At 73.1% G+C, this 13,510-nt stretch carries 13 protein-coding genes; 9 read left to right on the top strand and 4 right to left on the bottom strand.

Features of this window, described 5'->3' with window-relative positions; all coding sequences use genetic code 11:
- The first annotated feature begins 51 nt into the window (after positions 1 to 51).
- Positions 52 to 1,146 carry a low specificity L-threonine aldolase gene (locus tag NLX94_RS26715; protein ID WP_254385689.1) on the top strand — a complete coding sequence of 365 codons (1,095 nt, stop codon included), beginning with the start codon at positions 52 to 54 and terminating at the stop codon, positions 1,144 to 1,146.
- A 14-nt stretch (positions 1,147 to 1,160) separates the two neighbouring features.
- On the opposite strand, the gene NLX94_RS26710 is transcribed toward NLX94_RS26715, so the two are convergent.
- Positions 1,161 to 1,370, bottom strand: a complete 210-nt coding sequence (locus NLX94_RS26710; protein WP_254385644.1) for a hypothetical protein — start codon at positions 1,368 to 1,370, stop codon at positions 1,161 to 1,163.
- Between the two features lie 615 nt (positions 1,371 to 1,985).
- Here NLX94_RS26710 and NLX94_RS26705 point away from each other — a divergent pair.
- Together NLX94_RS26705 and NLX94_RS26700 are read left to right on the top strand one after the other, a co-directional pair.
- Entirely contained in the window at positions 1,986 to 3,110 is a 1,125-nt protein-coding gene (locus NLX94_RS26705) for a DUF5937 family protein (RefSeq protein ID WP_254385643.1), read from the top strand.
- Between the two features lie 304 nt (positions 3,111 to 3,414).
- Positions 3,415 to 4,968 carry a M28 family metallopeptidase gene (locus NLX94_RS26700; protein ID WP_254385642.1) on the top strand — a complete coding sequence of 518 codons (1,554 nt, stop codon included), beginning with the start codon at positions 3,415 to 3,417 and terminating at the stop codon, positions 4,966 to 4,968.
- Positions 4,969 to 5,068: 100 nt separating this feature from the next.
- Here the strand turns inward: NLX94_RS26700 and NLX94_RS26695 are convergent, their stop codons facing one another.
- Positions 5,069 to 6,082 carry an SAM-dependent methyltransferase gene (locus NLX94_RS26695; RefSeq protein ID WP_254385641.1) on the bottom strand — a complete coding sequence of 338 codons (1,014 nt, stop codon included), beginning with the start codon at positions 6,080 to 6,082 and terminating at the stop codon, positions 5,069 to 5,071.
- 106 nt (positions 6,083 to 6,188) lie between these two features.
- Here NLX94_RS26695 and NLX94_RS26690 point away from each other — a divergent pair, with 106 nt between their 5' ends.
- From NLX94_RS26690 to NLX94_RS26680, 3 genes are all read left to right on the top strand, one after another.
- A complete protein-coding gene (locus NLX94_RS26690) occupies positions 6,189 to 7,388 on the top strand; it encodes a sensor histidine kinase (RefSeq protein ID WP_254385640.1) in 1,200 nt (399 codons plus the stop codon).
- Positions 7,389 to 7,390: 2 nt separating this feature from the next.
- Entirely contained in the window at positions 7,391 to 8,095 is a 705-nt protein-coding gene (locus NLX94_RS26685) for a response regulator transcription factor (protein ID WP_254385639.1), read from the top strand.
- An 84-nt stretch (positions 8,096 to 8,179) separates the two neighbouring features.
- Positions 8,180 to 9,250 (top strand): endonuclease/exonuclease/phosphatase family protein, encoded by a 1,071-nt coding sequence (locus tag NLX94_RS26680; RefSeq protein WP_254385638.1) that lies wholly within the window; start codon positions 8,180 to 8,182, stop codon positions 9,248 to 9,250.
- 20 nt (positions 9,251 to 9,270) lie between these two features.
- On the opposite strand, the gene NLX94_RS26675 is transcribed toward NLX94_RS26680, so the two are convergent.
- Together NLX94_RS26675 and NLX94_RS26670 are read right to left on the bottom strand one after the other, a co-directional pair.
- Positions 9,271 to 10,629, bottom strand: coding sequence for a PH domain-containing protein (locus NLX94_RS26675; protein WP_374684027.1), 1,359 nt, complete (start codon positions 10,627 to 10,629; stop codon positions 9,271 to 9,273).
- Positions 10,626 to 11,123, bottom strand: a complete 498-nt coding sequence (locus NLX94_RS26670) for a PH domain-containing protein (protein WP_254385637.1) — start codon at positions 11,121 to 11,123, stop codon at positions 10,626 to 10,628. The genes NLX94_RS26675 and NLX94_RS26670 overlap by 4 nt, the downstream gene beginning before the upstream one ends.
- A 124-nt stretch (positions 11,124 to 11,247) precedes the next feature.
- On the opposite strand from NLX94_RS26670, the gene NLX94_RS26665 reads away from it, so the two are divergent.
- From NLX94_RS26665 to NLX94_RS26655, 3 genes are read left to right on the top strand one after another with little or no spacing between them, the layout of a single operon-like run.
- Positions 11,248 to 12,390 carry an NADH-quinone oxidoreductase subunit D gene (locus tag NLX94_RS26665; protein ID WP_254385636.1) on the top strand — a complete coding sequence of 381 codons (1,143 nt, stop codon included), beginning with the start codon at positions 11,248 to 11,250 and terminating at the stop codon, positions 12,388 to 12,390.
- Complete coding sequence (locus NLX94_RS26660) at positions 12,387 to 13,250, top strand: arylamine N-acetyltransferase (RefSeq protein ID WP_254385635.1); 864 nt, start codon at positions 12,387 to 12,389, stop codon at positions 13,248 to 13,250. The genes NLX94_RS26665 and NLX94_RS26660 overlap by 4 nt, the downstream gene beginning before the upstream one ends.
- Before the next feature lie 44 nt (positions 13,251 to 13,294).
- Positions 13,295 to 13,510, top strand: a complete 216-nt coding sequence (locus tag NLX94_RS26655) for a hypothetical protein (protein ID WP_254385634.1) — start codon at positions 13,295 to 13,297, stop codon at positions 13,508 to 13,510.

Raw genomic sequence — 13,510 nt, 5'->3', positions numbered from 1 at the left:
GAACGAGATCGCGACTCGGCGGAGCAGGACGGCGACGGACTGGCCGCCCGGATGGTGGTCGCGGGCCGGGCGGCCCGGCGGAAGCTCTCGCGCAGCCTGCGGGAGGCGACGGTCGGCGAGCTCACGGCAGAACTGACCGGACTGGTCACGGACCCCGACGAGCCGGGTGACATCTACGGCAACGCCAGCGTCGAGCGGCTGGAGCGGCGGGTCGCGGAGCTGCTCGGCACCGAGGACGCCGCCTTCTTCCCGACCGGGACCATGGCCCAGCAGATCGCGCTGCGCTGCTGGGCCGGCCGGACCGGGAACCCGGTGGTCGCCCTGCACCCGATGAGCCATCCGGAGCTGTGGGAGGGCGGCGCGCTGTCCGTCGTCTCGGGGCTGCGTACGGTCCACCCGACGGGCGAGCCGCGCCAGCCGACGGCGTCCGAGCTCGCCGAGCTGGCGGAGCCGTTCGGGACGCTGATGCTGGAACTCCCCCTCCGCGAGGCGGGCTTCCTCCTCCCCACCTGGGAGGAGCTGTCGGCCCTGGTGGACACCGCCCGGGAACGGGACGCGGTGGTCCACTTCGACGGGGCCCGGCTGTGGGAGTCGACGGTCCACTTCGGCCGGCCGCTCCCGGAGATCGCGGCGCTCGCGGACTCCGTGTACGTCTCCTTCTACAAGTCCCTCGGCGGCCTCAGCGGGGCCGCCCTCGCCGGACCGGCGTCGCTCGTCGCGGAGTCGAAGGTCTGGCGGCACCGGTACGGGGGCCAGATCTTCCGCCAGTTCCCGGCCGCCCTGTCCGCCCTGGCCGGGCTGGAGCGGGAGCTTCCGGAGCTGCCCTCCTACGTGGCCAAGGCGCGGACGGTGGCATCCGCGATCTCCTCGGCGTTCGCCGCGGCCCCGGAGGTGCCCTGGTTCCGGGTCCACCCGGAGGTCCCGCACACCCATCAGTTCCAGGTGTGGCTCCCCTACGACGCGGACCGCCTCACGGAGGCGGGGGTCCGGCTGGCGGAGGAGACGGGCACGGTCCTGTTCCGCCGCTGGTCCCCCGACGGCCCGCCGGGGCTGTCGGTGACGGAGGTCGAGGTCACCCGCCCGGGCCTGTCCTGGACGGACGCCGAAGTCACCGCGGCGGTGGCCGGCTTCGTGGCCCGCCTGTAGCCCCCGCTCCGGGCTCAGACGGGGAGCCGACGGGCCAGCCGCCTGCGGAGGGCGGAGCGCCACGGCCGGCGGCCCGGGTCTCCGTCGAGGACGGCCCGGAACTGCTCGTACGTACGGGCCTCCCGCAGGACGGCGACGTCGTCGCGGCCCGGGGGCGGGGGCATCGGGGCGCCCTGCTGTGAAGCCCGATAGGTATCGACGAGGTACTGCTCGATCGCGGTCATGCCTCCACCCTGAACCCGCCCTCGGCGTCTCCGCACGCCGATTGACCGACGTCGTCAATCGCCCCCCGAGGCGCCGGCTTCGCCGCCTGGACCCGGCCACAGCCAGGCCCCTGCGCGGGGCAGATTTCCCCTACCCGCCCTTCCACCGTTCCCCGGGCTTTGCCCGGACCCCAGTCCTCAAACGCCGGACGGGCTGAAAGACCCTGGGGCTCCGCCCCAGACCCCGGTCCTCAAACGCCGGACGGCTGAAAAGACAAACCCCGCCCCCAGCCGGGGCCGGATGCGGGGGTCGCAGGCGGCCGGGGCGGGGACGGGGGCGGGGTGGGGTGTTGGCCGGGACGTAAAGCGTGATTTGTGGCGCACAAGGAAGCCACAACTGTCGAACGTTGCGGACAGGGCGCCTAAATCATGCAGTCCCGGCCAACACCCCACCCCGACCCCGGCACCGCCCCACCGCAGCCAGCCCCACCCGCAAACGGACCCCAGCCAACACCCAGCCCCGCCGGCGTTTGAGGCGCAGGGGTCCGGGGCCGGCGCCCCCGGCGACTGCGCCGCACGGGGGCACCGGCGCGTGGCCTGGCAGGTGCCCGGGACACAGCGCGGCAGAATGATCCGATGAGCGTCACCATCGACATCACCGGGCTCCCCGCGGAGCGGATCGGCTTCGCGCCATCCCCCCTCGCGGAACTCTGCATGGCGTTGCACGCGCTCTCCCAACCCGGCCACCACCCCGGGCTCGCCTCCTGGACCTCCACCACCGCCGCCGCCCTGGATCCGGACCTCGCGGACCGGCTGCTGGAGGGCGACTTCATGTGGCGCAGTTCCTTCGCCGACATCTTCATGGCCTTCGCCGGGATTCCCGGCGGCTCCGGCCTGCCCGGTGCGACGCTCGCCGCCGAGCTCGACGTACTCGACCGGCTGGACGACGAGCGGTTCGCGACGGCCGCCCTGGAGCACTGCCGGCTGGGCCTGTACGGCGAGAGCGGCGGGCCGTCACCGCTCGCGGATCCGCTGGCCCGGGCCAAGGCCCTGGAGACGGCCTCCGCGCGCGGCCCGCAGCAGCTGGCCTTCGCCGTGCGGGTGCTCGACGACACCGCCGGTGTCCGGGTCTGGCTGCGCCGCCTGATGGAGGACTGCGACGAGGCGTTCTTCGCCGAGACCTGGCGCCGCGTCGAGCCCCGGCAGACCGCGGACGCCCGGCACAAGACGGAGGTGCTGCGCCGCAAGGGGCTGCCGGCCGTGCTGAAGGAGGTCTCCTCCGCGCTGAGCGTCGACGAGGGGCTGACCACGGTCTCGGTGGACAAGATGGTCCACGGGTCCACGACGGCGACCGATCCCCGAATAGGCGACGGCCTGCTGTTCGTGCCCACGAACTTCGGCTGGCCCCACCTGCTGGTGCTGCACGCCCCCGGCTGGCGTCCGGTGATCCACTACCCGCTCGGCTCTCCCGAACTGGCCTCCTCCCCGGGGTCGGTGGAGCTGCTGCAGCGGCGCATGGAGGCGCTGGCCCATCCGATGCGGATGATGCTGTGCCGCAATCTGGCGCGCGCCCCGTACACGACCGGCGAGTTGGCGGCCGCGCACGGGATCACCGCTCCGGAGGTGTCCCGCCATCTGGCGGTGCTGAAGAAGGCCGGGCTGATCCAGACCCGCCGCCAAGGGCGTTATGTCCAGCACCAGCTGGACCTGGCGACGGTCGCGCGGATCGGCTCCGACTTCATCGAGGGCATCCTGCGCTAGGGGCTGCCCCGCCACTGCCCCCACCACTGCCCCACCAGGTGCGCACAGCGGGCACTGGCCTGTTTTCGACGGCTCAGATACTCCGATATACGGATTTCACAAACCGGAATCAGTGAAAAGTCTGGCCATGGCCGCCACTTGGTGTCTAACGTGCGTCCACCGCTCCCCCACACGGCGCGAACGCACCTGACCTGCGTCGGCATCCGTGTCCCCACACCCCTGCACGTCCGCACTCCTGCACGCCATAGCCCATACGCCTCAAGACGTACGCATGCGCTCGCGCATCTGCTGTGGAAGGACTTTCATGCCCTCACGCCGTATAGCCGCAGCCACCGCCGCCCTGGCGGCCGCGGCTCTCGTCTCCCCGCTGCTCCTGGCCGGACCGGCCGGTGCCACCGGCAGCCCGCAGAGTGACGCCGCCCGGGCCGACGCGCTGGCCCGAAAGCTGGTCAAGGACTCCACCGGCAAGGGTGCCAACAACCACCTGAAGGTCTTCCAGGCCATTGCCGACTACAACAAGGGCAACCGGGTGGCGGGTTCGAAGGGCCACCAGCAGTCGGCCCAGTACGTCGAGCTCGTCATGCGCGCGGCCGGATACAAGGTCACCAAGAACGAGTTCGACTTCGTGTACGTCGAGACGATCGCCGAGACCCTGAAGGTCAACGGCCCGGCCGGCCGCGACGTCCCGATCAAGCTGATGACGTACACCGCCAGCGGCCCGGCGAACGGCGTGACGGCGCAGATCGCCGTCGCCCCGGTCGACGCCGACGGCACCAACGGCTGCGAGCCCGCCGACTTCGCCGCGGGCGCCTTCACCGGCAAGGTCGCGCTGATCAAGCGCGGCGGCTGCGCCTTCGCGGTCAAGCAGCAGAACGCCGCGACGGCCGGCGCGGTCGGCGCGGTGATCTACAACAACACCGCGGGCGCCCTGAACGGCACCATAGGTGCGGCGGACGCCGGCAAGATCCCGACCGGCGGCACCACGCAGGCCGAGGGCGAGCGGCTCGCCGCCGAGGCCGCCGCGGGACCGGTCGAGGTCACCCTCGACATCCGCGAGCTCCGCGAGGACCGCAAGACGTACAACGTCATCGCGGAGACGCGGGGCGGCGACGAGAACAACACCGTCTTCCTCGGCGCGCACCTCGACTCCGTCGCGGCGGGCCCGGGCATCAACGACAACGGCTCCGGCTCGGCCGGCATCCTGCAGGTCGCGCAGAAGCTCGCGCCCAGCCAGTGGAAGATCAAGAACAAGGTCAAGTTCGCCTGGTGGTCGGCCGAGGAGTTCGGCCTGCTCGGCTCCGAGGCGTACGTCGACGGGCTGACGGAGGAGCAGAAGAAGCAGATCAAGCTCTACCTGAACTTCGACATGATCGCCTCGCCGAACGCCGCGTACTTCGTCTACGACGGCGACGACTCGGACAAGGTCGGCGCGGGCCCCGGCCCGGAGGGCTCCGCGCAGCTGGAGAAGGGGATCAACGACTTCCTCGACTCCAAGAGCATCCCGCGCGAGGGCACCGACTTCTCGGGCCGCTCGGACTACGGCCCGTTCATCGCGGTCGGCATCCCCTCGGGCGGTACGTTCACGGGTGCCGAGGGCATCAAGACGCCGGAGCAGGCGGCGAAGTTCGGTGGGCAGGCCGGGGTCGCGTACGACGTGAACTACCACGGCAAGGGCGACACCATCGCGAACATCGACCAGAAGGCGCTCGACATCAACGTCGACGTCATCGCTGACGCGGTCGGGCACTACGCGTTCGATCTGGCGCCGCTGGGTCGGCCGGTCGTGTCGGAGCCGAGCAGCGGGACCGGTAGCGGGGGTGGCCTCCACGAGGGCCACGGCCCCGAAGACTCGGAGTAGTCCGCCAGGAGGGCGGGTGGGGGGCAGCCGCTGCGCGGCGCGAAGTCCCCTACCCGCCCTTCGCCCGTTCCCCGGGGGCCAGCCCCCGGACCCCCGGTCCTCAAACGGGGTCTGGGGCGGAGCCCCAGGGGGTGACCCCGACCGGCTGGATCAGCCAGCCGAAGTCGCCCAGGCCGCCGCGGGCGGTGAGTTCCGCGGCTTCGCCCGCCGTGGACAGGGCCCGGACGTACGCCGCCGGGTCGGTGGAGGCCAGGGAGAGCGGGGGCCGGGCCCCCGAGACGCCGAGGGCGGCCAGGGCGTCCCGCTGGGTCAGCAGCACCGCCCCCGGCCCCGCGCACGCGTCGAGCGCGACGTGCGCGGTGACGTCGCAGCTGCCGTCCGGCACCGGCGCGGTCTCCCGCCCCGCGCGGAATCCGGTCAGCGTTCCGAAGGGCGGGCGGGCTGCAAGGGTGTGGGCGTAGTCCACCGCCACCGCGAGCCCGCTCTCCACGGTCCCGACGGCCGCCGCCCAGGCCTCGTCGCGCGGCCGCCCGATCTCCGCCCGGCCGGCGCCGGCCCGCGTGCCCGCCTGCGGCCACCAGCGCTCCAGCCAGGCCAGGTCCGGACCGTCCAGGGGGCCGCCCGGACTCTCCGTACCGTCCCGCGCGACCTCCACGTAGCGCCCGTCCTCGGCGAGGTCCAGCGGTACGTTGTCGAGCCATTCGTTGGCGAAGAGCAGCCCCCGGGTCCCCCGGGGAGCCTCGCCCACCCACCGGATCCGCCCGTCGAGCCCGGCGGGCCGGCCCGCGCGTTCCACCCCGTACGGCCGCACCCGCGCGGCCGTCTCCGGCGGCAGCGCCTCCAGCACCCCGGTCAGCAGTTCCCCGCGTCCGGCCCCTACGTCGACCAGGTCCAGCTCCTCCGGGCGGCCGAGCTCCCCGTCCACCCACAGCAGGAGCCGGGCCACCGCCCCCGCGTAGAGCGGCGAGGCGTGCACGGAGGTGCGGAAATGCCCGGCGGGGCCGGGTCCGCCGGGGCGTACGTAGAAGCCGTCGGGGCCGTACAGCGCCCGCTCCATCGCCGTCCGCCAGCGCACCGGACCCGCCTGTGCCGTGCCTTCACCCTGAGTGCTCATCGCAGAAAGGTTATGGTCGCGTCCACCTCCGGTAGTACTCGCGTCCCGGACGGATCGCCCCTCTGGTTGACTCCAGCACCTATCGGCTTTCCCTACTCTGGGTTACGTGCAGCGTCTCTACGATTTCCTCCGCAGACACCCGACGGGCGTCGACAGCTTCTGGGCTGTCCTCTTCTTCGGGTTCTCGATGGCTGTCGTCGCCTCGATGCACCAGGGCACCACCGCCGCGCTCCTCGCCACCCCCTGCGTGGTGGCACTGAGCGCCGCCGTGGCGCTGCGCCGCAAGTGGACCGTCCCGGTGTTCTGGCTCACCGTCGCCACGGGGATCTACCAGCTGGTCATCGGCGCGGAGGCGAACTTCTACGACGTCGCGATGCTCCTCGTGCTCTTCACGGTCGCGGCCTCCGACGTGCCGCGCTGGGTCTCGCGCACGGCCCTCGGCTGGGGGCTGCTCGCGTCGTCGCTGTACTTCCTGCGCAACGGCGTGGACAAGTCGAACTCCGCCACCGACAACCTGCTCTTCGTCGTGTTCATGATGGTCCCGTTCGCCCTCGCCTGGGTGATGGGCGACTCCCTGCGCACCCGCCGGGCCTATTACGCCCAGCTCGTGGAGCGCAACCAGCGGCTGGAGAAGGAGCGCGCGGCCCAGGCCCAGGTGGCCGTCGCCGCCGAGCGCGCCCGGATCGCCCGCGAGCTGCACGACGTCGTCGCGCACAACGTCTCGGTGATGGTGGTCCAGGCCGACGGCGCCGCCTACGTGATGGACGCGGCCCCCGAGCAGGCCAAGGAGGCGCTGCAGACCATCTCCGGCACCGGGCGCCTGGCCCTCGCGGAGATGCGCCGGCTGCTGGGCGTCCTGCGCACCGGCGAGCCGCAGGAGTCCGAGGACTACGTGCCGCAGCCCGACGTGGAGCAGATCGAGGTGCTGGTCGAGCAGGTACGGGCGGCCGGGCTCACGGTGGACTTCGAGGTCGAGGGCGCCCCGCGCAAGCTGCCCAGCGGCCTGGAGCTGACGGCGTACCGGATCGTCCAGGAGGCACTGACGAACACCCGCAAGCACGGCGGCCCCGACGCGAAGGCCAGCGTGCGGCTCGTCTACTTCGACGACGGGCTCGGCCTGCTCGTCGAGGACGACGGCCGGGGCGCGGCCCGCGAGCTGTACACGGACGGCGGCGCGGACGGCGCCGGACACGGGCTGATCGGCATGCGCGAACGCATCGGTATGGTCGGAGGCACCCTCGACGCGGGCCCCCGGCCCGGTGGCGGCTTCCGGATCAGCGCCCTGCTCCCCCTGAAGAAAAGGTGACCATGTCCTTCCCCACCGGCTCCTCCCACGGCCCCTCCATCCGCGTGATGCTGGTCGACGACCAAGTACTGCTGCGGACCGGTTTCCGGATGGTGCTCGCCGCACAGCCCGACATGGAGGTCGTGGCCGAGGCCGGCGACGGCCTGGAGGCGCTGGAGGTGCTGCGGGCCACCAAGGTGGACGTGGTGCTGATGGACGTCCGCATGCCCCGCCTCGACGGGGTGGAGGCGACGCGCCGCATCTGCGAGCCCGAGGAGCACCCCAAGGTCATCATCCTGACCACCTTCGACCTCGACGAGTACGCCTTCTCGGGGCTGAAGGCGGGCGCCAGCGGGTTCATGCTCAAGGACGTCCCGCCGGGCGAACTGCTGGCCGCGATCCGCTCGGTGCACAGCGGCGATGCGGTCGTCGCCCCCTCCACGACGCGCCGGCTGCTGGACCGGTTCGCGCCGATGCTGCCGTCCACCTCGGCGGAACCGCAGAACAAGGACGTCGAGCGGCTCACGGAGCGCGAGCGCGAGGTCATGCTGCTGGTCGCCCAGGGCCTGTCGAACGGCGAGATCGCCGGCCGGCTCGTCCTGTCGGAGGCCACGGTCAAGACCCACGTGGGCCGCATCCTGACCAAGCTGGGCCTGCGCGACCGGGTGCAGGTCGTGGTCCTGGCGTACGAGACCGGCCTGGTCCGCGCGGGCGGCGGGGCGGCGTAGCTTTCCGGCCCCCGCGATGATCATGCGACCCTCTCCCGGGGGCAGCCGACAGCGGGCCGCCGCCCGGGGGGAGGGAACAGCAGCATGCGAAGCACGGGATCCGTCAGGCGCGCGGCAGCGGCCGTGGCCGCGGCTCTGGCACTGGCCGCCGTCCTCACCTCGGGGGGAGCGGCGCCGCCGGGGGCGGCCGGGACCACGGTCACCCGGACGTACACGGTGTGGCACTGGAACGTGTCCGGACACAAGCTCAACAAGGGCCGGGTCGACACCGGAATGGTCACCGCGGCCCTCGACTCGATCAAGGACCCGGAGCAGAGCCCGGACTTCGTCTCGTTCAACGAGCTCTGCCACTCCCAGTACGAGGAGATCCGCGACAGGCTGAAGGACACCCCGAACGCCTGGACCGGAGCGACCGGCTACGCCCTCTGGTCGCAGACCCATCCGGCGGGCACCGGCATCTGCCAGGGCGAGGCCTTCGGCAACGCACTGTTCAGCAGGGCGGAACTGCGCGGCGGGGAGAACCACCTCCTGCCCGCCGACTACACCCGGGCCGAGGTGGACGGCGGCGCCTACCACGAGGACCGCAGCCTGCTCTGCGCACCGCTCGCCGGCCGGACGAGGATGAAGTTCTGCACGACGCACATCACCACCTCGAACAGGCGCCTGCCCGATGTGAACTCGGCGAAGATCAACACCCAGCAGCTCGGCGCCGTCCGGGACATCCTCAGGGGATTCGCGGCCGCCGGTGAGACGTACCTGGTGGCGGGCGACTTCAACGCCGAGCCCGACATGTCCCGGATGGGCTCCCTGATGACGACGCACACGGAGCTCGACAGCACCGACGAGCGCTGCCCGGACTACGGCGAGTGGACCGCGGTCGACAACCCGGAGATCAACGACCCCGACACCAGACCGGCTCCGTGCGCCGCCAACGAGGGCAATCCGAAGATCGACCTGATCCTCGCGCCGACCGACCGGCTCACCGGCCCCGCCGCCGGTCCGGGTCCCGGCTTCACCGCCGGCACGAAGCCGATCCCGACGACCTGTTCGCTCGACGGCGGTACGACGCACCAGCCGTGCTCCGACCACCGCATCCTGATCGGCACCGCCACCCTGGAGGTGGACCTCCCCGTCACGCCGCCCGCCGGCACCTGACGGCGGAGCCCGCCCGGGCCTCAGGTCATCCAGCGGTCCGGGCGGGCCCCGGCGCGGGAGGTGCGGGAGCGGGCCGCCTGGGCGTGGAGCAGCTCGGCGGCCTCCGCCGCCCCGCGCAGGCGGGCCGTGACCGTACCGTTCGCGCCGGTGTCCACGCGGACGTCGGCCACGCCGCGGGCGCGCTCCCAGGGGCCCTGGGACAGGCGCACGCTCTGCACCTTGGCGTGCGGGACGATCTCCGTACGCCGGCACAGGCGGCCGTGGCGGGCCGCGAACACGTCCGCGGAGACGGCCAGGCCGTACCCCTTCCACCACACCGGCACCACCCAGGGCGATCCGCTCCGGGGCGAGGGCTCGAAGACGAGGCCCCCCAGGTCGACGCCGGGCAGCACCCGCCCGACGACGGCGTGCGCGGCGGCCCGGGTGGCCACCGGGACCAGGACGTTGTTCTTCGAGCCCGCCACCGCCAGCTCCACCCGGACCCAGCCGCGCCGGCGCCACAGCAGCGGCTCGACGATCCGTACCGTCTGCACGCGCCCCGGCGGCACCGTCTCGTGGGCGCGGTCGAGCATGCCGTGGTCGATCCGGAGCCCGTCCGGGGACTCGGCGACCCGCCAGTCGTACTCGGTGAGGAACCGGCCCGCGGTGGCCGCCCACACCGCGCCCAGGATCGGGAGCAGGCTCACGAGGGCGAACCACGGGCTGGCGCCGAGCCACCACACCACCAGGGGGCCGGCGAGCCCGCCGGCGAGGGCCGCCCAGCTGGTCAGGGTGAGCAGCAGGGACACCACCAGATCGCGCGGCGCCACCCGCAGCAGCTCCCGGTCGGGGGCCTCGCCCAGGAGCGGGGCCTCGGCCGGGGCGAAACCGGCCGCGCGGGCCAGCAGTTCGGCACGGAGCGAGACGGCTTCCTTCTCGGAGAGGAAGGCCAGCTCGTCCTTGGCCTCGGTGCCGATGACGTCGAGCCGCAGCTTGGCCACGCCCGCGATGCGGGCCAGCAGCGGGCGCGTGACGTCGACCGCCTGGATCCGGTCCAGGCGGATGTGCGCGGTGCGGCGGAAGAGCAGCCCGCTGCGGATGCGCAGCTCGGTGTCGGTGACCGCGTAGTGCGTGAACCACCAGCTGAGGAACCCGTACACGCCGAAGACAAGGACCAGCGCGGCCAGCGCGAGGACCCGCAGGGCGACGGACACGGCCGTCACCCACTCGGCGACGTTCTCGCCCTGCTGCGCGACGATCCCGATGGTCGCCGCGATCGGCACCCAGGCCCGGCGGAGCGGCGTGAGGATGTGCAGCCGCCGCTCGACCCCGTCCCCGGCTGCCCCGGCGGACCCGGCAGCCTCGGCGGACGCGGGGTCCGGCCCCGCCGTCGGGTTCACAGGCCCGCCGACCTTGCCTCGCCGAGCTCCGTCAGGCGGTCGCGCAGCCGTTCCGCCTCCTCGGGGGCGAGGCCGGGGATCCTGGCGTCGGTCGCCGCCGCGGCCGTGTGGAGCTGTACGGAGGCCAGCCCGAAGCGGCGTTCCAGCGGGCCCGAGGTCACCTCCACCAGCTGCATCCGCCCGTACGGGACCACGGTCTCCTCCCGCCACAGCACGCCCCGGCTGATCAGCAGGTCGTCCGCCCGTTCCGCGTACCGCCAGGACCGCCAGTTCCGTGCGAGCATCCCCCAGCCCCAGGCCAGCACCAGCAGCCAGAACCCGCCGAGCGCCGCCCACCCCGGCCCGGCGGTCAGCCCCAGCACGAGGGCCGTCACCACCGCGAAGAGGGACATCCACAGCACCAGCAGCAGCCTGCGCACCGTCAGCAGCCCGCCCGGCAGCCCCACCCACGCGGGCCCGGCCCGTCCCGTCCCACCCTCAGTCCCCGTGTCCATTCCCCCACCCTAGGCGGGTGACCCGCCTCCCGGACCGGGCCCGGCGCGCCCGCCGCCCGCCGCGCCCCGATCCGGAATCCGGACCGCGCCGCGCCCCGCCCCCGCCGGCTGAGACAATGCCGCCATGACGGAGACCACGGTCGGCATCGGCGGCGCGGCGGAGAGCACCGACATGGTGCTCAACATCGGACCCCAGCACCCTTCCACGCACGGCGTGCTGCGCCTGCGCCTCGTCCTGGACGGCGAGCGCATCGTGAGCGCCGAGCCGGTGGTCGGCTACATGCACCGCGGCGCCGAGAAGCTCTTCGAGGCCCGCGACTACCGCCAGATCGTGATGCTCGCGAACCGCCACGACTGGCTGTCCGCCTTCTCCAACGAGCTGGGCGTTGTCATGGCCGTCGAGCGGATGCTCGGCATGGAGGTGCCCGAGCGGGCCGTGTGGATGCGGACCCTGCTCGCCGAGCTGAACCGGGTCCTGAACCACCTGATGTTCCTCGGCTCGTACCCCCTGGAGCTGGGCGGCATCACCCCGATCTTCCACGCGTTCCGCGAGCGCGAGGAGCTCCAGGCCGTCATGGAGGAGATCTCCGGCGGCCGCATGCACTACATGTTCAACCGCGTCGGCGGCCTCAAGGAGGACCTCCCGGCCGGCTGGCTGGGCCGGGCCCGCGCCGCCATCGCCGACGTCAACACCCGCATGCACGTCTACGACGACCTCGTGCGCGGCAACGAGATCTTCCGCGCCCGCACCCGCGGCGTCGGCGTCCTGTCCGCCGAGGCCGTCCACGCGTACGGGGTCTCCGGCCCGATCGCCCGCGCCTCCGGCGTCGACTTCGACCTGCGCCGCGACGAGCCGTACCTCGCCTACGGCGAGCTCCAGGACGTCCTGAAGGTCGTCACCCGCACCGAGGGCGACTGCCTGGCCCGCTTCGAGGTCCTGCTGGAGCAGACCCACAACGCGCTGGACCTCGCGGTCGCCTGCCTGGACCGGATGGCGGAGCTGGCGCCCGGACCGATCAACCAGCGGCTGCCGAAGGTGCTGAAGGCGCCCGAGGGCGAGACGTACGCGTGGACCGAGAACCCCCTCGGCATCAACGGCTACTACCTGGTCTCCAAGGGCGAGAAGACCCCGTACCGGCTCAAGCTGCGCTCGGCGTCCTACAACAACATCCAGGCGCTCGCGGTCCTGCTCCCCGGCCAGCTGGTCGCCGACATGGTCTCGATCCTCGGCTCGCTCTTCTTCGTCGTCGGCGACATCGACAAGTGACCCGGGGCATATACGCCGCCTACCTGCGGCGACTGGGCATCGAGGAGCCCGGCGCACCCTCCGTCGAGGGGCTGTTCGCCCTGCAGCGGGCGCATCTGGAGCGCGTCCCGTACGAGAACGTCGACATCCAGCTCGGCCGCTCCCCCGGCATCGACCCCGGGCTGTCGGCGCGCCGCTTCGCCGCCGGACGCGGCGGCTACTGCTTCCACCTCAACGGCGGCCTCGCAGCCCTCCTCGACCACCTCGGCTACGAGGTCACCCGCCACGTGGGCGGCGTGTACAAGGAATCCCAGTCCGAGGAGGCCCTCCGGGGCGTCAGCGGCGACCACCTGGCGCTCACCGTCGGCGTGCCGGGCACCGGGACCCGGTTCTACGTGGACGCCGGGCTCGGGGACGGCCCGCACGAGCCGCTGCCGCTGCGCGAAGGCGCGTACCGCCAGGGGGCCTTCGCCTACTCGCTGGAGCGACTGCCCGCAGCGCGCTGGCTCTACCGCCACCCCGGCAGCTCCGCCCCCCTCGTGAACTTCCGCGCGGAGCCCGCCGGGGCGGCCGGGGCGGCCGCCTTCGAGGCCGAGCACGTCCGGCTGTCGACCTCTGCGGACTCCGGTTTCGTACGGACCTTCGCGGCCCTGCGCCGCGACGCGGACGGCATCGACACCCTGCGGGGACGGGTGCTGAGCCGGATCGACCCGGTGCGCGGGAACACGGAGCGGGTGCTCGACGGCCCGGAGGAGTTCTACGCCGCGCTGGAGGGCGTCTTCGGCCGCGCGCTCGACGACCTGACCCCGACCGACCGCACGGCCCTGTGGACCCGGGTGAGCCGGGCCCACGAGGCCTGGCTGGCGGCCCGGGAGTCCTGACCCCGCAACGGGCCGATGTCCCTGCGGCAGGGCAGACTTGGGGGATGTCCCTCTCACCCCGCCGGGCCTGCCCCTCCTGCGGCCGCGACTGCGCCGTCACCGCCGGCCGGATCGCCCGCCACGACCCGCCCGCCGGGCGCGGCCGCGGGGAGCTCGTCTCCTGCCCCGGCTCCCGCGCCCGCGTCACCCTCGGCGCCGCGGCCCCCACCCTGGACGGCTTCGCCCTCTCGCCGCTGCCGGGACAGCTCCCGCTGTTCTAG

It is taken from the genome of Streptomyces sp. TBY4 (assembly GCF_024213195.1).
GTDB lineage: Bacteria > Actinomycetota > Actinomycetes > Streptomycetales > Streptomycetaceae > Streptomyces.
The sequence above is the reverse complement of the archived record's forward strand: the minus strand, read 5'-3'. Positions and strand labels throughout refer to the sequence as shown.

What these genes read in the sequence shown, in the direction of transcription:
- NLX94_RS26655 (WP_254385634.1), top strand. Translation starts at nt 13,295, where the DNA reads ATGTCCCTCTCACCCCGCCGGGCCTGCCCCTCCTGCGGCCGCGACTGC.
- NLX94_RS26680 (WP_254385638.1), top strand. Translation starts at nt 8,180, where the DNA reads ATGCGAAGCACGGGATCCGTCAGGCGCGCGGCAGCGGCCGTGGCCGCG.
- NLX94_RS26715 (WP_254385689.1), top strand. Translation starts at nt 52, where the DNA reads ATGGTGGTCGCGGGCCGGGCGGCCCGGCGGAAGCTCTCGCGCAGCCTG.
- NLX94_RS26685 (WP_254385639.1), top strand. Translation starts at nt 7,391, where the DNA reads ATGTCCTTCCCCACCGGCTCCTCCCACGGCCCCTCCATCCGCGTGATG.
- NLX94_RS26700 (WP_254385642.1), top strand. Translation starts at nt 3,415, where the DNA reads ATGCCCTCACGCCGTATAGCCGCAGCCACCGCCGCCCTGGCGGCCGCG.
- NLX94_RS26670 (WP_254385637.1), bottom strand. Translation starts at nt 11,123, where the DNA reads ATGGACACGGGGACTGAGGGTGGGACGGGACGGGCCGGGCCCGCGTGG.
- NLX94_RS26710 (WP_254385644.1), bottom strand. Translation starts at nt 1,370, where the DNA reads ATGACCGCGATCGAGCAGTACCTCGTCGATACCTATCGGGCTTCACAG.
- NLX94_RS26695 (WP_254385641.1), bottom strand. Translation starts at nt 6,082, where the DNA reads ATGAGCACTCAGGGTGAAGGCACGGCACAGGCGGGTCCGGTGCGCTGG.
- NLX94_RS26665 (WP_254385636.1), top strand. Translation starts at nt 11,248, where the DNA reads ATGACGGAGACCACGGTCGGCATCGGCGGCGCGGCGGAGAGCACCGAC.
- NLX94_RS26705 (WP_254385643.1), top strand. Translation starts at nt 1,986, where the DNA reads ATGAGCGTCACCATCGACATCACCGGGCTCCCCGCGGAGCGGATCGGC.